The sequence below is a fragment of the Streptococcus sp. 3705 genome, assembly GCF_013277145.1.
Taxonomy (GTDB): Bacteria; Bacillota; Bacilli; order Lactobacillales; family Streptococcaceae; genus Streptococcus.
On sequence record NZ_VMMJ01000009.1, the window covers coordinates 1 to 20,061 of the forward strand.

The window sequence follows — 20,061 nt, forward strand, 5'->3', positions numbered from 1 at the left end:
TTTTGAGCAACCTGCGGCTAACTTCCTAGTTTGCTTTTTGATTTTCATTGAGTATAAATCCTAAATTTTTTCTCACTGTCTTAATCCCTCTATTTATGGTAAAATAAGACTATTAAGTTTAAAGAGGATTCCCTATGAAATTACAAAAACCAAAAGGAACGCAGGATATTTTACCTGCTGAGTCTGCCAAGTGGCAGTACGTTGAAGGCTTTGCCCGTGAAATTTTCAAGCGCTACAACTACGCAGAAGTGCGCACGCCTATTTTTGAGCATTACGAGGTTATCAGTCGCTCTGTCGGAGATACAACGGATATCGTAACCAAGGAAATGTACGATTTCTATGACAAGGGTGAGCGCCATATTACCCTCCGTCCAGAAGGAACTGCACCCGTTGTCCGTTCTTATGTAGAAAATAAACTCTTTGCCCCAGAAGTGCAAAAGCCAAGCAAGTTCTACTACATGGGACCTATGTTCCGTTATGAGCGTCCACAGGCAGGGCGTTTGCGCCAATTCCACCAGATTGGGGTTGAGTGTTTTGGCTCTAGCAATCCAGCTACCGATGCGGAAACAATCGCGATGGCAGCCCATTTCTTGAAAGAAATCGGCATCCAAGGTGTCAAGTTGCACCTCAATACTCTTGGAAATCCTGAGAGCCGTGCAGCCTACCGCCAAGCCTTGATTGACTATTTGACACCACTCAAGGAGAGTTTATCTAAGGATAGCCAACGTCGTTTGGAGGAAAATCCTCTCCGTGTCTTGGACTCTAAAGAAAAAGAAGACAAGGTAGCAGTAGAGAATGCGCCGTCTATCTTGGACTTCCTTGATGAAGAAAGTCAAGCTCATTTTGATGCTGTGCGTCAGATGTTGGAAAATCTTGGAGTAGACTATATTATCGATACCAATATGGTGCGTGGTCTGGACTACTACAATCACACTATTTTCGAGTTTATCACTGAGATTGAGGGCAATGACCTGACAGTCTGTGCGGGTGGCCGTTACGATGGTTTGGTTTCTTACTTTGGAGGCCCTGAAACTGCTGGATTTGGTTTTGGACTTGGTGTAGAGCGCTTGCTTCTCATTCTTGAAAAGCAAGGTGTGACCCTCCCTATCGAAAACGCCCTAGATGTCTATATCGCAGTCTTGGGTCAAGGAGCAAATGTCAAGGCCTTGGAATTGGTGCAAGTCCTTCGCCAACAAGGTTTCAAAGCAGAGCGTGATTACCTCAACCGTAAACTCAAAGCTCAGTTCAAGTCGGCCGATGTCTTTGCGTCTAAGACCCTCATCACCCTAGGAGAGAGCGAAGTCGAAAGCGGACAAGTAACGGTTAAGAATAACCAAACCCGAGAAGAAGTTCAAGTGTCACTTGAGACAATCAGCCAAAACTTCTCAGAAATCTTTGAAAAATTAGGCTTTTAATAGTAGAAAAACTGGTCAGGATCTTATTCCTGACCTTTTTCTTTTGCAAAATGACAAAAATCATAAACTTTTTGACAAATATGCTTGTCAAAAAGAAAAAGATGTGTTACAATATAAGCAAGTTAAGAAATAGGAGGGAGCCACATGTGGGTATGGATTTTGTTTCCTTTTCTCGTCTTGATTTATATGAGTCAATCTAAGAAAATCAAGCGGATAGAGAAGAGGTTAAAGGTAATCGAAAGAAAAGAGAAAGGAAATATAGAAATGTCAAGATTATTGCAAGAAATGATTGGAAAGAAACCAACAATCATTGGAGAACTATTTGGAACAAATTTTTGGGAAGTTGTGGATGTTGATGAGGAATGGGTCAAGCTACGATACGTAGATAAGACGAGAAAAGAAAAAATCAAGTTACAACGTATTGAGGATATCCAAACCGTTGAATTTGATGGAGAGTAGGTGTGTAACATGCAACTAAAAAATCGTCTAAAAGAGCTGCGGGCTCGCGATAGTCTCAATCAAACCGAACTAGCCAAGTTGGCAGGGGTTTCCAGACAGACCGTTAGCCTACTAGAACGGGATGAGTACACCCCATCCATTATCATTGCTCTGAAAATATCTCAAATTTTCAACGAAACAGTCGAATCGGTATTTCGCTTGGAGGAGGACGAGTGATGAACAAGTATAAAGTGATCTATTATATGAGTGTTCTTGTCCTCATTGTGAATGCTTTCGCTATGATTGGAACATTACTGGGGTGGTTCTATTTTGTTGAAAGTAAGTATTTATTTTGGGTTAACTTAGTCCTCTTGTCCATTTTCAACTGGTTGAAGAAGAAGGAGAAAAATGATGAACAAGTATAAAGTAATCTATTATGTAGTTGCCATAGCTCTATTAGTCAGCCTGTGTCTACTAATTGGAACAAATCTAGGATGGTTTGATCTCTATTACAGCGACCAATTTATCTGGGCCTACTTTGCTCTTATCCCAGTCGTTGACTGGATTGAAAAGAAATCCAAAAATCTAGCAAGTAAATAAGGAGAATGAATATGGAAAAGAAAAAGAAACGTGGATTGTTGTTTTTAATGGTTGTTGTCTTGGGATTTTTCTTGGGCATTTTTGTAGGGATGTTTAAGGCTGTTGCCGAATCCCACGGAATTATGTTAGATGTAAAACCCTTGATACCATGGCTATCAGCTATCAGCTTACTACTAGCCGTCATTATTCTTTTTTTGACTTTCAATTTCCTAAAGAAAAGCAGAAAATTTCATTCCTTGTATCAAGAGGAAATGGATGATAATCTGAATGAAACCTATTATGTGCAGATGTATCGGAATCTCGAGTTTGGAACCATTGCTTTTAATATTGCAAGCGTAGCAATTTCATTGTCTATTTTTCTCTCATTAAATGAAGTGGTTATATTGCATACAGGCCACCAAACATTTTTCCTCTCTTTCTTAGTCTTTGTGCTATCCTTAGTCGCTCAAAAATCTCTTTTTAAAACAATTGCGATTGTTCGTCAGTTTGATTTGGCATTTTTCTCTACACCAAAGGATGTCTTGGACTATATCAATTCTTATGATGAAGGGGAGCGCCAGGCTAATTTTGAACAGAGTTTTCGGATTTTATTCCAATTAAACCAATATGTCTTACCAGCCTTATATGTTTTTCTTATTATCATTTCTTTCTTGACAGGAGAGATTCAACTACTAGCCTTCTTGCTTGTAGGAGCCATCCATATTTATATCAATGTGATGCAGTTGCCTATGGTGAAACGTTATTTTAAATAAAGGAGTTTCTATGATTCGTGTTGAAAATGTAAGCAAAAGTTTTGGGAGCAAAAAAGCTCTTCATCAGATTTCTTTTGAGATTAAGGAGGGAGAAATCTTTGGTTTTCTTGGCCCTTCTGGCTCAGGTAAAACAACCATGATCAATGTCTTGACAGGTCAGTTGGCTGCAGATCAAGGTAAAACAGTTTTGTTAGGCAAGAATTCTCAAGATTTAACCTCAAATGATTTGGAACAAATTGGTATTGTTAGTGATGGAAGTGGTTTTTATGAAAAGATGAGTCTTTACAAAAATCTTCTCATCTATGCTAAGTTATATGGTCTCAAGTCAGATAGAGTAAATCAGGTGCTCCAACAGGTTGGATTGGCAGATGCTAAAGATATTATCGCAGAAAAGTTATCTACTGGAATGAAACAACGAATGTTCTTGGCCCGTGCCCTTCTTAACGCTCCTAAGATCCTCTTCCTAGATGAGCCAACAAGTGGCTTAGATCCTACAACATCTAAGATGATTCATACCCTACTTCAAGAATTAAAGCAGGCGGGGACAACTATCTTTCTGACCACGCATGATATGCATGAAGCAACTCTGCTTTGTGATCGCTTATCTCTTTTAAATAAGGGAAACTTAATAGAGTATGGAAGTCCGCAAGATATTATCCAGAAGTACCATGTGGATAAGAAAGTACGTGTAGCTTATAAAGATGGACGAGAACAGATAGTTTCATTTGAAGAATTACCACATTTAGACACGACAGATTTGATGGTGGTTCACTCTTGTGAGCCGACTTTAGAAGAGATCTTTATCAGATTAACAGGAGAAAAGTTAGATGTTTAGAAAATTAAATGCCCTACTATGGTTAAGAGTGCAAGTTCTTATTAGCAATTCAACTTTGTTAGCGACTTTATTGATGCCTTTTGGTATTGCTGTTTTATATAACGAATTCATGAATAAGAATGGAGAATTGAGTATGTTTCTCCTCTCTACGAGTTTGACCATGGTCTTGAGTATGGGAAGTGGTTATATGGTATCGATTATGATGGCAGAAGATAAGGAAAAACGAAATCTGAAATCACTCATCCTAAGTGGTGTGACAGCAACAGAATATACTTTCAGTATGCTTGTTCTCCCTATTCTGATAATGTTACTTGCTATGATTGTACTTCCCATCTATCTTAGAGTAGATGTATCGGGTTATTTAGTTGCCTACGTTATCTATTTGGTCTTAGCAACTATTAGTGTTATTTTTCTCAACCTTCTAATCGGTGCGGTGTCAGATACTCAATCTAAAGCGCAAGTTTATAGTATCTTCCCTATGCTAATCGTATCTTTTTTACCCATAATTGCTCTTCAAAATGATACGGCTCAGAAAGTGTTGGATTACTCGTTCGTTGGTCCTATTGTAAATCTTTTAAATAAAAAAGGTGGGGAAATATCTTTTTCTAATATTGGTATGTTACTTGCCTGGGTACTTGTGTTAGGAATAGCGAACCTCTTTGTATTGAAAAACAGTTATAAAGCAAGATAGGAGAACTTTATGAAACTACTTAAAAACCTTGGCTGGTTTTTTCTAGCCCTTCTATCCTTTTTATTCATCTATGGCTTCATTCAGGGGCTCGCGACTACTTCGCTTGCCTTAGGCGCTTCACCCTATGCTGTTACCCTACTCTATGTGGCCTTGGCTGGAGTTTATGTGTACGGTATTTACAAATGGTATCAGAAAGGTCCTGTTCGTATTGAGAAGAGTGGCTTCAACCGATTTATTTGGGTTCCTGCCTTGGTTTGGTTCTTATCTCTGGTTGTCCAGTTTTTCTTGCCAAATGACCCTTCAGTAAATCAGCAAATAGCGATAGACTTGACCTTGTCTCAACCACTTTTCTCATTCTTTGCGGTCGTTATTTTTGCTCCTTTGACGGAAGAACTTATCTTTAGAGGGATGTTAGCACGCTACCTCTTTCCTAAGCAGGACAATAGTAAACAAACTCTGATTTTTCTTCTGGTATCCAGTGTTCTGTTTACCTTGATTCATTTCCCAGGTGATGTGCAACAATTTTTTGTCTATTTTAGCCTTGGTTTTAGTTTGGGATTGGCCTATATTAGCAGAAAAGGTCTGGTCTACAGTATTTCTCTCCACGCTTTGAATAATTTAGTCGGCTTTTTGATGATACTCATGCTATAATAGAGTCAGGAGGTCACATGAAACGAGTAATTTTATTAGCAGTGATTCAAGCAGTTGTTCTATTTTTCATCATTGGGGCGCTAGCTTATGCCTTTAAGGGCGATTTCTTCTACAACTATCTAGCAGTTGTCTTTGCCCCTATTGCAGGTGTCTTGCGCTTTGGGACAGCTTATACAACAGAAATTGTCTTGCCTCGAAAGGCAGCCGAAATCGCTGAAAAGCGTAAAGCAGGCAACAATTCAAAATAAAAGAGTCCGGTGAACTTCATCGGATTTTTTGTATGGGCGCTAATTTTTAGGGACTTTACCTGATTTTTAAAGACTGGCAAACTTTTCTGCTGATTTTCATGAAGAGCCTGCGCTTTTATGGTAAAATAGTAACAGAATAAAAGAGGAGAGAAAACATGAAACGTAGTATGTATGCTGGTCGTGTTCGTGAGGAACACATCGGACAAGAAATAACCTTGAAAGGATGGGTTGGCCGTCGTCGTGACCTCGGTGGTTTGATCTTTATCGACCTTCGTGACCGTGAAGGAATCATGCAGTTGGTTATCAACCCTGAAAAAGTTTCTGCTGAGGTCATGGCAACAGCTGAAAGCCTTCGTAGCGAATTTGTTATCGAGGTGACTGGTCAGGTCGCTGCGCGTGAGCAAGCCAATGATAAGTTGCCAACTGGTGCCGTCGAGTTGAACGTGACGGCTTTGACAGTGCTTAATACAGCTAAGACAACACCATTTGAGATTAAGGATGGCATTGAGGCCAATGACGATACGCGTTTGCGTTACCGTTACCTTGACCTTCGTCGCCCAGAAATGTTGGAAAATCTTAAACTTCGTGCTAAGGTGACCCACTCTATCCGCAACTACTTGGATGAGTTGGAGTTTATCGACGTGGAGACACCATTCCTTTCTAAGTCAACGCCAGAAGGGGCGCGTGACTACTTGGTGCCATCTCGTGTTAATAAAGGGCATTTCTATGCTCTTCCTCAAAGTCCACAAATCACGAAACAGCTCTTGATGAATGCTGGTTTTGACCGCTACTACCAAATCGTCAAATGTTTCCGTGATGAGGACTTGCGTGGTGACCGCCAGCCTGAGTTCACTCAGGTCGACTTGGAAACGTCTTTCCTTACTGAGCAAGAAATCCAAGATATCACAGAAGGTTTGATTGCGCGCGTCATGAAGGAAACAAAAGGCATTGAAGTCACTCTGCCTTTCCCTCGTATGAAATACGATGATGCGATGGCTCTTTACGGTTCTGACAAGCCAGATACCCGTTTTGACATGTTGCTTCAGGACTTGACAGAAGTGGTCAAAGGTGTAGACTTTAAAGTCTTTTCAGAAGCACCTGCTGTAAAAGCAATTGTAGTCAAAGGCGCTGCGGACAACTATTCACGTAAAGACATCGACAAGATGACAGAAGTAGCCAAACAATATGGTGCCAAAGGCCTTGCTTGGGTCAAGGTGGTTGATGGAGAATTAAACGGACCAGTTGCCAAGTTCTTGACAGGCATCCAAGCAGAATTGACAACAGCGCTTGCTCTTGAAGATAAGGACTTGGTTCTCTTTGTGGCGGATACGCTTGAGGTAGCAAATGCAACGCTTGGTGCCCTGCGTGGACGTATCGCCAAAGAGCTTGGTTTGATTGATAATGATAAGTTCAACTTCCTTTGGGTGGTTGACTGGCCAATGTTTGAATGGTCTGAAGAAGAAGGTCGTTACATGAGCGCCCACCATCCATTCACTCTTCCACAGGAAGAGACAGCTCACGAATTAGAAGGTGATTTGGCTAAGGTTCGTGCCATTGCTTACGATATCGTCTTGAACGGTTATGAGCTTGGTGGTGGTAGCCTCCGTATCAACCAAAAAGACCTTCAAGAACGCATGTTCAAGGCTCTTGGTTTCTCAGCTGAAGAAGCAAATGACCAGTTTGGCTTCCTTCTTGAAGCCATGGACTATGGTTTCCCACCACACGGTGGCTTGGCTATCGGGCTTGACCGATTTGTCATGTTGCTTGCAGGAGAAGAAAATATCCGTGAAGTCATTGCCTTCCCTAAGAACAACAAGGCAACTGACCCAATGACACAAGCTCCTTCAACAGTAGCTCTCAAACAACTAGAGGAACTCAGCTTACAAGTAGAAGAAGATGAAACAAGCAAAACGAATTAAGCGGTGGCGCTATTATCTGCGCCGCTTTGCTTATCAGATAAAAATTTTACGTGTCTTACAAAGTATCTCTCGGGAAAAATATGACGAGAAGATTTCAGCTTCTCTGGTATATGGTTTTCTATCAGCAGTAGCGGTCAATTTCTTTTTCCAACCAGGGCATGTGTATTCGAGTGGTGCGACAGGTCTGGCACAGATTATCTCTGCCTTGAGTAATCACTGGTTTGGTTTTCACATTCCGATTTCGCTGACCTTCTACGCCATTAATTTTCCTTTGATGGTCTTGGCTTGGTATCAGATTGGCCATAAGTTCACCGTCTTTACCTTTATCACGGTATCCATGAGTTCCTTCTTTATCCAGTTTGTCCCTGTGGCGACCTTGACGGAGGATCCTATTATCAATGCCCTTTTTGGGGGTGTTGTCATGGGCTTGGGGATTGGTTTTGCTCTTCGCAACAATATCTCCAGTGGTGGGACGGATATCGTCAGTCTGACCATTCGCAAGAAAACAGGTAAGAATGTCGGCAGTATTTCTTTCTTAGTAAATGGGACCATCATGCTGATAGCAGGTTTGACTTTTGGTTGGAAATACGCTCTTTACTCTATGATTACCATCTTTGTCTCTAGCCGTGTGACAGATGCGGTCTTTACCAAGCAAAAACGCATGCAGGCCATGATTGTGACCAATCATCCAGACAAGGTAATTGAAAAAATCCATAAAAAATTGCACCGCGGAGCAACCATGATCCACGATGCAGAAGGAACCTATAATCACGAGAGAAAGGCAGTTTTAATTACTGTCATTACACGTGCAGAGTTTAATGAATTTAAACAGATTATGACACAAGTGGATCCAGGCGCCTTTGTCTCTGTATCTGAGAATGTTCATATTCTGGGACGATTCGTTGAAACAGAAAATTAGTGATAAAAAAACCAGCGCGAACTGGTTTTTATTTTTCAATAATTTTGTGGGCGATTAACTGACGGTAGCAGATTTGTCTATTTTCTTTAGAATCATTGATGATGCAGAGAATAGTTTCTAAAGAAGTGCGTCCGAGGGCTAGGCTATTGATATCTATATAGGCTGCTAAATTGAGCTTGGGATTGACTGAGTCAAAGCTGAGAACAGGGACATCCAGTTGGTGCTTAGCGATGTAGTCACAGACCCCTTCAGCTAGGAGGCTATCGGTTGTGATGATGGCATCAATTTGTGGATCGTGCTTGAATAATCGCTTGCTAAATTTATAGCCCTTTTCTTCCAGAAACTCGTCTGCAAAGTAGATGCGATTGGTGTCAGTGGTAAGTTTGTAATGTTTAAGCGCCTGTTCATAGCCTGTTAAACGGTCTTTGGTCACGAAGAGCTTTTTACTTCCTCCGATAAAGGCAATGCGTTTGCAGCCTTTTTTGATGAAATATTCGGTTGCATCAAAACCAGCTTGAACATTATCGTTGTCGACAAGTGGGATGAAAGGAGATAGAGATTTACCTAAGATAAGGAAGGGGAACTGTTCTTCTGCTACGAGTTTTACGAGAGGGTCTTCTTCTTGGGCATAGAGAAAGATTAGCCCATCTACACGCTTGCCGTAGACCATTTGTGAAATAGCGTTGAGACGCTCCTTCTCATCTTTTCCTGTTGCTATCTGAATGGCATAGTGATTTTCAGATGCGACTTGAGAGATGCCGCGTAGAACCGATGGAAAGAAAGGATTCTGGTAGAAGGCATCTGAGTCATCAGGAAGAACTAAGCCGATAACTTGCGTATAACTGCTTACCAAGCTACGAGCGTTGAGGTTGGGGTGGTAATTGAGCTCCTTCATAGCCTTGCGAACGCGTTTTTTTGTTTCGTCGCTAATGGTTGATTTGTTTTGAATAACACGGGTTACGGTTGAAGGCGAAACACCAGCAGCCTTGGCCACGTCTTTAATCGTAACGGGCATAAAAATCTCCTATTTATGGTAATCTGGATCACGGAAATGCGTTTTATAAAAGATAGTGACCAGATACAGAACAAAAAGAATGTTTTGTACAGTAATCAGGGTTGTCATATTTTGGCCAAATAAGCCCAAAATAAGTGTAATCAGAGTTGGTAATCCTAAACAGTTCAAGATAAAATGGTAGCACTCTTTAAAGGTCCTAAATGAAAAGAGGCGTGATTTCTTAGTGATATAAAGGAGAAGACTCGCTCCTAGAGAGACAATAAAGAAATTCAAACCAAAGAGGAAACTCGCACCGAGAACTAGGAAGAGACTGATATAGACACGATTCTGCTGGTACCAGTCTTTAGAAATTGCTTGGGTCAAGCTGTCTTTGCTTTTGAAACTCTCAGTCTGAATGGCTCGGTAAGAGATGCGGGTCAGTTCCTTACTTTCCTTGCTGATGACTAGCTCATTCGTATCGAAATGCAGTTGCAAGTCCTTAGGTAATTCCTTGCTTTGACTTGGACCGATTAAAAGAGAAGGGGCTTGACTAGCTGTTCCTGTATAAGTTAATTTACCATCAACAATTGCAGCATGCTCAGAGAGATCCTGGACAACCTCATCTGTCAATGGTTCATAGACATTATCGATAAAGGTTTCTAGCGGATAAGTCTCCTGAGAGCTGTTTTGAATGGCAATGGGTACCATAGACAAGCTGATAAGGAAGATACTGGTAAAGAGAAGTTGAAACCAGTTGAGTCCGAAACGTTTGGACAGGGGCTTACGAAATCCCCAAATACTTGAAAAATAGGAAAATGGATATGGAAGCATAGGTATCTTTCTAAAAGGTGTTTTCTATATGAGTATTATTATATAGAGAAATGCGCTTTATTTCAAGTCTAGGAGAAAAATTGCTTGTCACTAGGATATTTTTATAGTCACAAGCTCCAAAATGAAAAAGGGTGGCGGGGATATATTATCCCTTGTCGCCACCACTTGTAAGTCCTGAAACAAAGTTCTTTTGTAGGAAGAAGAAGAGAATACAGATTGGAAGGGCGATGAGGATAGCACCTGCTGAGAAGTAGGCGATCTTCATGTTTTTCACATTGCTAACGAAGGTTTGGAGACCTACGGCAACAGTAAAGTATTCTTTCTCACGAAGCAAGAAACTAGAGAGGATGTAGTCCCCGAAAGGTCCCATGAAGGCCCAGAGAGCTTGTACAGCAACCATTGGGCGAACAAGTGGAAGAACAATTTGCCAGAAGCGGCGGAAGTGTCCTGCACCGTCTAGTTTTGCAGATTCGTCTAGAGACATTGGCACTGTATCGAAGTAGCCTTTCATGAGCCAAGCATTCATCGGGATACCACCACCAACGTAGAGGAAGATGAGGAACCAGCTGTGGTTAAGGGCGTTCAACATAAGTGCCATAACGAAGAAGGCTGTCAAAGCGGCCATGGTTGGCACCATTTGGATAATCAAGAAGAAGACCAAACTTTGTTTACGAGCCAAGAAGTTGTAACGGCTGTAGGCATAACCAGCAAGGACGATGATACTTGTTTGCACAACCATGGTAATCAAGGCGATAATCAAAGTGTTGAGGTACCAAGTACCGTACAAGGTTTCAGTGAAGAGGCCTTTAAAGTTATCAAAATTGAGGTCGATATTAGTATCTAGTTTAAAGGCTGAGACGTTACCTGCTTTAAAGGCTGACATGATGGTAATCAAAAGTGGATAGATAATCACGATTGATAGGCCAATTAAGTAGAGGTAAGTAAGGGTTTGAGTCAGTCTACGTTTGAGTTTAATTGAGTTATTCATCTTAGACGTCCTCCATATCAAATGCGTGTAGTTTCTTGAATGCAATCATAGAGATTGAGATGACAATGATAGAGATAATCAAGGTAACAGCTGCCGCCATTGAGTATTGAGGAGATGTACCTGTTGTCAAACGGTAGATCCATGAGATCAAGATATCGGTTGAACCAGCTCCACCTCCGACACTACCAGGTCCTCCACCATTGAAGAGGTACATGATAGAGAAGTTGTTAAAGTTGAAGGTGTATTGGCTAATCAAAGTAGGTGCCGCAACGGCCAAGATCATTGGGAAAGTGATGTTGCGGAATTTTTGCCAAGCATTGGCACCGTCAATATAAGCTGCTTCGTAAAGGTCGTTAGGGATAGATTGTAAAATACCTAAAGTCAAAACGTAGATGTATGGGAATCCAAGCCAACCTTGCATCATAATCAAGGCAATTTTTGTCCAAGTTGGATCTGTTTTCCAAGGAATAAGAGCACCATCAAGGAAAGGAAGGAATTTAGCAAAGATTGGCAAGACTTGAGTGTTGATAGCACCGACACTATCATTAAACATATTTGAGAATGTCAAGATAGTGATGAAGGCTGGGACAGCCCAAGGAAGAAGGAAAATAACACCAAAGATACGTTTTCCTTTGATAAATGGTTGGTTAGCAATGATAGCTGTGAAGATACCGATTACGATTTGTAAAGTTGAGGCAGCCAAAGCCCAGATGATGGTCCAAGAAAGAACGGAACCGAAGGCAGAACGGAAGGTACTCAAACTCCAGATGTTCGTAAAGTTCGTCAAACCAACCCAGTCCAACAATTTGTTTGGTGGCAAGTGTTGGAAGTCGTAGTTGGTAAAGGCAATCATCAAGGTTACGATAACTGGGAAGATGATTGCAAAGGTCATAGCAATGTAAGAAGGAATAATCAAGAGGTAAGGGAAACCATTTTCATAGATTCCTTTGATCATTTCTTTAAAGGTAAGTGCTACTGGAATACCATTATTAATGTGTTTGGCAGTTTTATGTGCATCTTTGATATTTGCTAAATAAAAGAGTACATAAACAACTACAAAGATTAAATGGAAGGCACCGCGAATCAGCATGAAGAGGGAATTATCACGACCTGGCTTGTCACCAAGAGTGATGAGGTTGCTCAATTCAGGGGCTGCAAGTGCTAGGAAATAAAGGACAAATACGATGGTTACACCAAGGAAGATAAAACCTTTGGCTTTTTGTTTATTGTAAATCTGTCCTAACCCAGGAATGATAGACAGCAGGGCTGCTTTACTAGGTTGTTGCTTTTCCATAATAACTCCTTTCATAGGATACTGGTTTCTAGATAAAACCTAAACTATTTGTGTTTTTGTTGATAAATTCAAAGGGGGATTTGATTTCCACCCCCCTTGAACAAATTTCTTATTCACCAAATTTTTGTTTGATTGTTTCTTTGATCAATGTTACAGCATCGTTTGCAGCTGTCTTAGCATCTTTCTTACCGCTTACAGCTTCAAACAACATTGTTTTAGCTGGGTCCCAAACAGCTGACATTTGAGAGATGTTTGGCATTGGTTGAGCGTTCTTGAACTGTTTGATAACAGCTGTTGTCAACTCATCGTTTTTACCTTCAGCGTATGAACGAGCTTCAGTGTTAGCTGGGATTTCATTAGTTTTATCGTAGAAGGCTTTTTGTTGTTCAGTTGAAACAAGGAAGTCTACAAATTTTTGAGCAGCTTCAAGGTTCTTAGTGCTTGATGGGATGATCCAAGCTTTACCACCACCAAATGCTGCGTAGTCTTTTCCGTTTGGAAGAGTTGGGATAGTTGCAACACCGTAGTTTACTTTAGCGTCTTTGAAGGCTTGAGCTTTCCAAGGTCCATCGATGATAGCAGCTGTTTTACCTTCTTGGAATTGAGTTTGGATTAGGTTTCCAGCTCCTTCAGTATCTTGCATACCTTTAGGCCATTTTTCATACCAAGTTTTAGCGTATTCTACACCTTTGATAGCGCCGTCGTTTGCAAGACCGATGTCTTTAGCGTCTTTACCGTTTTGTCCGAATACGTAACCGCCGTTACCAGCAAGAAGTCCGTATGCAAAGTAGAAGTTTGTCCAGTCAGCTAGGAAAGCAGAAGTTTTCCCATCTTCTCCAGCGAATGCGTATTTGCTATCTTTAGCAAGGTTTTCCAAGTCAGCAAATGTTTTTGGAGCTTCTTTTACCAAGTCTTTGTTGTAGTACATAACAAGTGACTCGATAACGGCAGGAGCACCGTAAACTTTACCGTCAGCAGCTGTTACAAGAGATTTAGTTTTATCATCTGTTTTAGCACCGTCGCTCAATTTCACTTCTGAAAGTTGTCCGTCAGTACCAAGGCTACCTACACGGTCGTATGGAGCCATCATAACGTCAGGAGCTTGACCTGATTGGTTGTCAAGAGAAAGTTTGTCAAGCCCACCCATTTGGTCACCAGATTTGATGTTAACTGTTGTTCCTGATTGTTCTTTATAAGCTTTAGCTACTGTTTCAGCATAAGCTTTGTATTGGTCCTCAACGTAAAGAGTGATTTCTTTCGCTTCAGATGAACCAGAATCAGCAGGTTTATCAGCAGTTTTGCTTCCGCAAGCTACCAAAAGCAAGCTAGCAAGTGTAGCAGTTCCAAGCACAGCAGTGCTCTTCATGAATTTAGATGACATAGTGTATTCCTCCTAAAGAATAACAAATTTTATAATGAGGAAACGCAAACGTTTTCCTTTATGAGCTTAGTATAGCACAAATAGAAAACGGTTGCAAGTGTTTTTGTCAAAAATTTTAAAAAATTTTTAAGCTTGATTTGATAGCATGATTTTGCTTTTTAATAGAAGAAAAGTGTGAAATAGATAAGAATACAGTATTTTTAATAAAAAATAGATGGAATCTGTCTAAAGAGGGAAATCAGGAGGGGTACCTCCCTGTTTCTAATCCCTATCTATTTTCTATAGACCTTTGTGTCTTTTTGCATATAAATCCAAGCTTCCTGAAGGAGGATTTGCACCTTGTAGACTGTTCTGTGAGAGTCAAATTTTAGGATTAGATAGTTTTCAGTTATCTTTGCTAAAATGGGTTAGTCTCCTTAAAAATAATCAAAAAAGTTTTTTAAAAACGCTTGCAATTATGCTTGAAAAGGAGTATACTTATAAGTAGCGCAAACGTTTGCGTCTGCAAAAATACGCAACGTTCCATTAATTTTAACACATGAGGTGCTATTATGAAAAAACGTCAAAGTGGTGTGTTGATGCACATCTCTTCTCTCCCAGGAGCCTACGGGATCGGATCATTTGGTCAAAGTGCTTACGACTTCGTTGATTTCTTGGTCCGTACAAAACAACGTTACTGGCAAATCCTTCCATTAGGAACAACTAGTTACGGAGATTCTCCTTACCAGTCTTTCTCAGCCTTCGCAGGAAACACTCATTTTATCGATTTGGATATCTTGGTGGAGCAAGGTTTATTGGAAGCAAGTGACTTTGAAGGAGTTGACTTTGGTAGCGATGCGTCTGAAGTTGATTATGCGAAAATCTACTATGTACGTCGTCCTCTTTTAGAAAAAGCGGTAAAACGTTTCTTGGAAGTAGGAGATGTTAAAGATTTTGAGAAATTTGCTCAAGACAACCAATCATGGCTTGAACTCTTTGCAGAGTATATGGCTATCAAAGAGCATTTTGACAATCTTGCTTGGACTGAATGGCCAGATGCAGATGCTCGTGCTCGTAAAGCTTCAGCACTTGAAAGCTATCGTGAGCAATTAGCAGACAAGTTGGTTTACCACCGTGTGACTCAATACTTCTTCTTCCAACAATGGTTGAAATTGAAAGCTTATGCTAACGACAACCACATTGAAATCGTTGGGGACATGCCAATCTACGTAGCGGAAGATTCAAGCGATATGTGGGCAAATCCACATCTCTTCAAGACAGATGTCAACGGTAAGGCGACTTGCATCGCAGGATGCCCACCAGATGAATTTTCTGCAACTGGTCAGCTTTGGGGTAACCCAATCTATGACTGGGAAGCAATGGATAAAGACGGCTACAAATGGTGGATTGAACGCTTGCGTGAAAGCTTCAAAATCTACGATATCGTTCGTATCGACCACTTCCGTGGTTTCGAATCTTACTGGGAAATCCCTGTTGGTTCCGATACAGCAGCACCTGGTGAGTGGGTCAAAGGTCCAGGCTACAAGCTTTTTGCAGCCGTTAAAGAAGAACTTGGTGAGCTAAATATCATTGCTGAAGACCTTGGCTTCATGACTGATGAAGTTATTGAGTTGCGTGAACGTACTGGCTTCCCAGGAATGAAGATTCTTCAATTTGCCTTCAACCCAGAAGACGAAAGCATCGATAGCCCACACTTGGCACCTGCTAACTCTGTTATGTACACAGGAACACACGATAACAATACGGTCCTTGGTTGGTACCGTAATGAGATCGACGATCCAACTCGTGAATACATGGCTCGCTACACGAACCGTAAAGAGTATGAAACAGTTCCACACGCTATGCTTCGCACAGTCTTTTCATCAGTTAGCTTCATGGCAATTGCAACTATGCAAGATTTGCTAGAATTGGATGAGACAGCTCGTATGAACTTCCCATCTACCCTTGGTGGAAACTGGTCTTGGCGTATGACTGAGGAACAATTGACACCAGCTGTCGAGGAAGGTTTGCTTGACTTGACAACAATCTATCGCCGAATCAATGAAAATTTGGTAGAATTAAAGAAATAATACAATATCAGGAGACACCTTAAACATGTTATCACTACAAGAATTTGTACAAAATCGTTACAATAAAACCATTGCAGAATGTAGCAATGAAGAGCTTTACCTTGCTCTTCTTAACTACAGCAAGCTTGCAAGTAGCCAAAAACCAGTTAACACTGGTAAAAAGAAAGTTTACTACATCTCGGCTGAGTTCTTGATTGGTAAACTCTTGTCAAACAACTTGATCAACCTTGGTCTTTATGACGATGTCAAAAAAGAACTTGCTGCTGCAGGTAAAGACTTGATCGAAGTTGAAGAAGTTGAATTGGAACCATCTCTTGGTAATGGTGGTTTGGGACGTTTGGCTGCCTGCTTTATCGACTCAATTGCGACTCTTGGTTTGAATGGTGACGGTGTTGGTCTGAACTACCACTTTGGTCTTTTCCAACAAGTTCTTAAAAATAACCAACAAGAAACAATTCCAAATGCATGGTTGACAGAGCAAAACTGGTTGGTTCGCTCAAGTCGTAGCTACCAAGTACCATTTGCAGACTTTACTTTGACATCAACTCTTTATGATATTGATGTTCCTGGTTACAAGACAGAAACGAAGAACCGCTTGCGTTTGTTTGACTTGGATTCAGTTGATTCTTCTATTATTAAAGACGGTATCAGCTTTGACAAGACAGATATCGCTCGCAACTTGACTCTCTTCCTTTACCCAGATGATAGTGACCGTCAAGGTGAATTGCTCCGTATCTTCCAACAATACTTCATGGTTTCAAACGGTGCGCAATTGATCATCGACGAAGCAATCGAAAAAGGAAGCAACTTGCATGACCTTGCTGACTACGCAGTTGTACAAATCAACGACACTCACCCATCAATGGTGATTCCTGAATTGATCCGTCTTTTGACTGCACGTGGTATCGAGCTTGACGAAGCAATCTCAATCGTTCGTAGCATGACTGCCTACACTAACCACACAATCCTTGCTGAAGCCCTTGAAAAATGGCCTCTTGAATTCTTGCAAGAAGTGGTTCCTCACTTGGTACCAATCATCGAAGAATTGGACCGTCGTGTGAAGGCAGAGTACAAAGATCCAGCTGTTCAAATCATCGATGAGAGCGGACGTGTTCACATGGCTCACATGGATATCCACTACGGATACAGCGTTAACGGGGTTGCGGCACTTCACACTGAAATCTTGAAAAATTCTGAGTTGAAAGCTTTCTACGACCTTTACCCAGAAAAATTCAACAACAAAACAAACGGTATCACTTTCCGTCGTTGGCTCATGCATGCTAACCCAAGATTGTCTCACTACTTGGATGAGATTCTTGGAGACGGTTGGCACCATGAAGCAGATGAGCTTGAAAAACTTTTGTCTTATGAAGACAAAGCAGCTGTCAAAGAAAAATTGGAAAGCATCAAGGCTCACAACAAACGTAAATTGGCTCGTCACTTGAAAGAACACCAAGGTGTGGAAATCAATCCAAACTCTATCTTTGATATCCAAATCAAACGTCTTCACGAGTACAAACGCCAACAAATGAACGCTTTGTACGTCATCCACAAATACCTTGACATCAAAGCTGGTAACATCCCTGCTCGCCCAATCACAATCTTCTTTGGTGGTAAAGCAGCTCCAGCCTACACAATCGCTCAAGACATCATCCACTTGATTCTTTGCATGTCAGAAGTTATTGCTAACGATCCAGCAGTAGCTCCACACTTGCAAGTAGTTATGGTTGAAAACTACAACGTTACTGCAGCAAGCTTCCTTATCCCGGCATGTGATATTTCAGAACAAATCTCACTTGCTTCTAAAGAAGCTTCAGGTACTGGTAACATGAAATTCATGTTGAACGGAGCTTTGACTCTTGGTACTATGGACGGTGCTAACGTGGAAATTGCTGAGTTGGTTGGAGATGAAAACATCTACATCTTCGGTGAAGATTCAGAAACTGTTATCGACCTTTACGCAAAAGCAGCTTACAAATCAAGCGAATTCTACGCTCGTAAAGCTATCAAACCATTGGTTGACTTCATCGTTAGCGATGCAGTTCTTGCAGCTGGAAATAAAGAGCGCTTGGAACGTCTTTACAATGAATTGATCAACAAAGACTGGTTCATGACTCTTCTTGATTTGGAAGACTACATCAACGTCAAAGAGCAAATGTTGGCTGACTACGAAGACCGTGACGCATGGTTGGATAAAGTTATCGTTAACATTTCTAAAGCAGGATTCTTCTCATCTGACCGTACAATTGCTCAGTATAACGAAGATATCTGGCACTTGAACTAATACTCTTCGAAAATCTCTTCAAACCACGTCAGCGTTATCTGCAACCTCAAAGCAGTGCTTTGAGCAACCTGCGGCTAGCTTCCTAGTTTGCTCTTTGATTTTCATTGAGTATAAGATACAAATTCATACTAACACATTTTGTAAAAAAGCGAGTTTCAATTGAAATTCGCTTTTTTAATGATGTAGATTTGAGTCAATCTTGTCTTAAAAAGATAGAAATCATAGATACAGTGAAGGCTTAGAAATACTGCTTTTTACTCTTTTTCAACCTCATATACCTTGTATTCGCTTACACAAAGTATTATAATATGATTGTAGGAAAGAAGGTGTTTTTATGTGGAAAAAATATTTTTCAAAATATAAATGGACTGATTTATTTTGGATACTATTTGTGATTTTGACATGCCTCTATATAGGTAACCATGATTTGTTCCCTCTCAATCATCAAGAAATCTCGATTCGAGGGAGTTTCTGGGGATTTGTACTTGCCTTATTTCACTTGCTATTTATTGATAAGTTTGTAATTTCGAATCGAAAATAAAGATTAGAACTACGCTTGACTGCCCACTTTTATGATTGATTTTTGGAGGAAGATTTTGTCTCTATTATTTATTATTTTAAATTTGTTTATCTTGTACAAGATCTATTCTTTGAGGCGTGAGAAATCGAAATACTTGATTTATACGGCTTATATCATATTTGGGGTAAATGTAGTATATGGTATTCAATGGTTATTAAAAGAATTGGTTTCAACTATTTCCCCTTAATGTGTATGGAAACTATAACAAAACGCATAAGATTAAGGTTTTTGAGTACTGACCCCAAAAAGTTGGACAAATAATTATTGCAAGGATTTAGTTCTGTATTGCACAGGACTGAGTCCTTTTAGTTTTACCTTAATTCGTTTATTGTTGTAGTAATCAATATAGTCTACAATGGCTTGTTCCAATTGCTTAAGCGACTGAAACGACTTCTCATAACCGTAAAACATTTCCGATTTCAAAATCCCAAAGAAGGACTCCATCATACCGTTGTCTGGGCTGTTACCCTTACGTGACATGGATGCTTGAATTCCCTTACCCTCAAGAAACTGATGATAAGAATCGTGTTGGTATTGCCAGCCTTGGTCACTATGGAGAAAGGTATTCTCGTAGCGTTTCTCTGTGAATGCCTGTTCCAACATTGCTTTTGCTTGTTCTAAGTTGGGTGAAGTTGAAAGATTATAGGCGATAATTTCGCTATTAAAGCCATCTAAAACTGGTGATAAGTAAAGCTTTTGAGTACTTGCTGGAATGGCAAATTCTGTCACATCTGTGTAGCACTTTTCCATTACTTTAGAGCCTTCAAATTGACGTTGAATGAGATTCTCTGCCTTCTTGCCAACATCTCCTTTATGAGAAGAATATTTTCGTTTCTGTCGCATTTTAGCTTGTAAATTGAGTACTTTCATCAAGCGTTGAACTCTTTTCTGGTTTACCATATAACCACGATTTCTTAGTTCTAAATGAACCCGACGATAACCATAATTTCCCTTGTGTTCGATAAAAATGAATTGAATTTCAGCTTTAAGCTCTCGGTCCTTATCTGGTTTATCTAGCTGTTTCAAGTGATAGTAGTAGGTCGAACGAGCTAGTTTAATGACTTTTAGAAGAATATCTAACGAAAACTCAGTCATTAATTCTTGAACAATTTCTGTCTTTCTTCTTTCTCTTTTTCCTCCTTCAATCGGAGTTCTCTTAACTTTTTTAGGAT

At 40.4% G+C, this 20,061-nt stretch carries 21 protein-coding genes; 15 read left to right on the forward strand and 6 right to left on the reverse strand.

Features of this window, described 5'->3' with window-relative positions; genetic code table 11:
- The first annotated feature begins 134 nt into the window (after positions 1-134).
- From hisS to HT714_RS02750, 12 genes are all read left to right on the forward strand, one after another.
- Entirely contained in the window at positions 135-1,415 is a 1,281-nt protein-coding gene (hisS, locus tag HT714_RS02695; RefSeq protein WP_173224741.1) for a histidine--tRNA ligase, read from the forward strand.
- 144 nt (positions 1,416-1,559) lie between these two features.
- Positions 1,560-1,874: a hypothetical protein gene (locus HT714_RS02700; protein ID WP_173224744.1), complete on the forward strand. Its 315-nt coding sequence runs from the start codon at positions 1,560-1,562 to the stop codon at positions 1,872-1,874.
- 9 nt (positions 1,875-1,883) lie between these two features.
- Positions 1,884-2,090 (forward strand): helix-turn-helix transcriptional regulator, encoded by a 207-nt coding sequence (locus HT714_RS02705; RefSeq protein WP_173224747.1) that lies wholly within the window; start codon positions 1,884-1,886, stop codon positions 2,088-2,090.
- Positions 2,090-2,278, forward strand: a complete 189-nt coding sequence (locus HT714_RS02710; protein ID WP_173224750.1) for a hypothetical protein — start codon at positions 2,090-2,092, stop codon at positions 2,276-2,278. Before HT714_RS02705 ends, HT714_RS02710 begins: the two co-directional genes overlap by 1 nt.
- A complete protein-coding gene (locus HT714_RS02715) occupies positions 2,265-2,453 on the forward strand; it encodes a hypothetical protein (RefSeq protein ID WP_001046123.1) in 189 nt (62 codons plus the stop codon). Before HT714_RS02710 ends, HT714_RS02715 begins: the two co-directional genes overlap by 14 nt.
- Before the next feature lie 11 nt (positions 2,454-2,464).
- Positions 2,465-3,205, forward strand: coding sequence for a DUF3169 family protein (locus HT714_RS02720; RefSeq protein WP_173224753.1), 741 nt, complete (start codon positions 2,465-2,467; stop codon positions 3,203-3,205).
- Between the two features lie 10 nt (positions 3,206-3,215).
- Entirely contained in the window at positions 3,216-4,040 is an 825-nt protein-coding gene (locus tag HT714_RS02725; protein WP_033679531.1) for an ABC transporter ATP-binding protein, read from the forward strand.
- A complete protein-coding gene (locus HT714_RS02730; protein WP_173224757.1) occupies positions 4,033-4,731 on the forward strand; it encodes an ABC transporter permease in 699 nt (232 codons plus the stop codon). The genes HT714_RS02725 and HT714_RS02730 overlap by 8 nt, the downstream gene beginning before the upstream one ends.
- A gap of 9 nt (positions 4,732-4,740) precedes the next feature.
- Positions 4,741-5,382, forward strand: coding sequence for a type II CAAX endopeptidase family protein (locus tag HT714_RS02735; protein WP_173224760.1), 642 nt, complete (start codon positions 4,741-4,743; stop codon positions 5,380-5,382).
- Positions 5,383-5,399: 17 nt separating this feature from the next.
- A complete protein-coding gene (locus tag HT714_RS02740; protein ID WP_000832185.1) occupies positions 5,400-5,630 on the forward strand; it encodes a hypothetical protein in 231 nt (76 codons plus the stop codon).
- Positions 5,631-5,785: 155 nt separating this feature from the next.
- Positions 5,786-7,549, forward strand: coding sequence for an aspartate--tRNA ligase (gene aspS, locus HT714_RS02745; protein ID WP_084887285.1), 1,764 nt, complete (start codon positions 5,786-5,788; stop codon positions 7,547-7,549).
- Positions 7,527-8,468: a YitT family protein gene (locus HT714_RS02750; RefSeq protein ID WP_112444813.1), complete on the forward strand. Its 942-nt coding sequence runs from the start codon at positions 7,527-7,529 to the stop codon at positions 8,466-8,468. Before aspS ends, HT714_RS02750 begins: the two co-directional genes overlap by 23 nt.
- 28 nt (positions 8,469-8,496) lie before the next feature.
- Here the strand turns inward: HT714_RS02750 and HT714_RS02755 are convergent, their stop codons facing one another.
- The 5 genes from HT714_RS02755 to HT714_RS02775 form a co-directional block, all read right to left on the reverse strand.
- Positions 8,497-9,483 (reverse strand): LacI family DNA-binding transcriptional regulator, encoded by a 987-nt coding sequence (locus tag HT714_RS02755; protein ID WP_050261020.1) that lies wholly within the window; start codon positions 9,481-9,483, stop codon positions 8,497-8,499.
- 9 nt (positions 9,484-9,492) lie between these two features.
- Complete coding sequence (locus HT714_RS02760; RefSeq protein WP_033681069.1) at positions 9,493-10,293, reverse strand: DUF1189 domain-containing protein; 801 nt, start codon at positions 10,291-10,293, stop codon at positions 9,493-9,495.
- Positions 10,294-10,438: 145 nt separating this feature from the next.
- Entirely contained in the window at positions 10,439-11,281 is an 843-nt protein-coding gene (locus tag HT714_RS02765; RefSeq protein WP_001065648.1) for a sugar ABC transporter permease, read from the reverse strand.
- 1 nt (position 11,282) lies between these two features.
- Complete coding sequence (locus HT714_RS02770) at positions 11,283-12,575, reverse strand: sugar ABC transporter permease (RefSeq protein ID WP_031227879.1); 1,293 nt, start codon at positions 12,573-12,575, stop codon at positions 11,283-11,285.
- Between the two features lie 109 nt (positions 12,576-12,684).
- Positions 12,685-13,956: an extracellular solute-binding protein gene (locus HT714_RS02775; protein ID WP_173251438.1), complete on the reverse strand. Its 1,272-nt coding sequence runs from the start codon at positions 13,954-13,956 to the stop codon at positions 12,685-12,687.
- 551 nt (positions 13,957-14,507) lie between these two features.
- Between HT714_RS02775 and malQ the strand changes: the two genes are divergently transcribed.
- The 3 genes from malQ (at position 14,508) to HT714_RS09920 (ending at position 18,850) form a co-directional block, all read left to right on the forward strand.
- A complete protein-coding gene (malQ, locus tag HT714_RS02780; RefSeq protein WP_173251440.1) occupies positions 14,508-16,025 on the forward strand; it encodes a 4-alpha-glucanotransferase in 1,518 nt (505 codons plus the stop codon).
- Between the two features lie 25 nt (positions 16,026-16,050).
- Positions 16,051-18,309 (forward strand): glycogen/starch/alpha-glucan family phosphorylase, encoded by a 2,259-nt coding sequence (gene glgP / locus HT714_RS02785; protein WP_173224776.1) that lies wholly within the window; start codon positions 16,051-16,053, stop codon positions 18,307-18,309.
- A 334-nt stretch (positions 18,310-18,643) separates the two neighbouring features.
- Positions 18,644-18,850: a hypothetical protein gene (locus HT714_RS09920; RefSeq protein WP_345890191.1), complete on the forward strand. Its 207-nt coding sequence runs from the start codon at positions 18,644-18,646 to the stop codon at positions 18,848-18,850.
- 300 nt (positions 18,851-19,150) lie between these two features.
- On the opposite strand, the gene HT714_RS02790 is transcribed toward HT714_RS09920, so the two are convergent.
- On the reverse strand, positions 19,151-20,061 hold a 911-nt coding region (locus tag HT714_RS02790), incomplete at its 5' end, for an IS3 family transposase (RefSeq protein WP_173251442.1).

Excerpts from the sequence above, each read along its gene's own strand:
- hisS (WP_173224741.1), top strand. The coding sequence starts at position 135 with ATGAAATTACAAAAACCAAAAGGAACGCAGGATATTTTACCTGCTGAG.
- HT714_RS02700 (WP_173224744.1), top strand. The coding sequence starts at position 1,560 with ATGTGGGTATGGATTTTGTTTCCTTTTCTCGTCTTGATTTATATGAGT.
- HT714_RS02705 (WP_173224747.1), top strand. The coding sequence starts at position 1,884 with ATGCAACTAAAAAATCGTCTAAAAGAGCTGCGGGCTCGCGATAGTCTC.
- HT714_RS02710 (WP_173224750.1), top strand. The coding sequence starts at position 2,090 with ATGAACAAGTATAAAGTGATCTATTATATGAGTGTTCTTGTCCTCATT.
- HT714_RS02715 (WP_001046123.1), top strand. The coding sequence starts at position 2,265 with ATGAACAAGTATAAAGTAATCTATTATGTAGTTGCCATAGCTCTATTA.
- HT714_RS02720 (WP_173224753.1), top strand. The coding sequence starts at position 2,465 with ATGGAAAAGAAAAAGAAACGTGGATTGTTGTTTTTAATGGTTGTTGTC.
- HT714_RS02725 (WP_033679531.1), top strand. The coding sequence starts at position 3,216 with ATGATTCGTGTTGAAAATGTAAGCAAAAGTTTTGGGAGCAAAAAAGCT.
- HT714_RS02730 (WP_173224757.1), top strand. The coding sequence starts at position 4,033 with ATGTTTAGAAAATTAAATGCCCTACTATGGTTAAGAGTGCAAGTTCTT.
- HT714_RS02735 (WP_173224760.1), top strand. The coding sequence starts at position 4,741 with ATGAAACTACTTAAAAACCTTGGCTGGTTTTTTCTAGCCCTTCTATCC.
- HT714_RS02740 (WP_000832185.1), top strand. The coding sequence starts at position 5,400 with ATGAAACGAGTAATTTTATTAGCAGTGATTCAAGCAGTTGTTCTATTT.
- aspS (WP_084887285.1), top strand. The coding sequence starts at position 5,786 with ATGAAACGTAGTATGTATGCTGGTCGTGTTCGTGAGGAACACATCGGA.
- HT714_RS02750 (WP_112444813.1), top strand. The coding sequence starts at position 7,527 with ATGAAACAAGCAAAACGAATTAAGCGGTGGCGCTATTATCTGCGCCGC.
- HT714_RS02755 (WP_050261020.1), bottom strand. The coding sequence starts at position 9,483 with ATGCCCGTTACGATTAAAGACGTGGCCAAGGCTGCTGGTGTTTCGCCT.
- HT714_RS02760 (WP_033681069.1), bottom strand. The coding sequence starts at position 10,293 with ATGCTTCCATATCCATTTTCCTATTTTTCAAGTATTTGGGGATTTCGT.
- HT714_RS02765 (WP_001065648.1), bottom strand. The coding sequence starts at position 11,281 with ATGAATAACTCAATTAAACTCAAACGTAGACTGACTCAAACCCTTACT.
- HT714_RS02770 (WP_031227879.1), bottom strand. The coding sequence starts at position 12,575 with ATGGAAAAGCAACAACCTAGTAAAGCAGCCCTGCTGTCTATCATTCCT.
- HT714_RS02775 (WP_173251438.1), bottom strand. The coding sequence starts at position 13,956 with ATGTCATCTAAATTCATGAAGAGCACTGCTGTGCTTGGAACTGCTACA.
- malQ (WP_173251440.1), top strand. The coding sequence starts at position 14,508 with ATGAAAAAACGTCAAAGTGGTGTGTTGATGCACATCTCTTCTCTCCCA.
- glgP (WP_173224776.1), top strand. The coding sequence starts at position 16,051 with ATGTTATCACTACAAGAATTTGTACAAAATCGTTACAATAAAACCATT.
- HT714_RS09920 (WP_345890191.1), top strand. The coding sequence starts at position 18,644 with ATGTGGAAAAAATATTTTTCAAAATATAAATGGACTGATTTATTTTGG.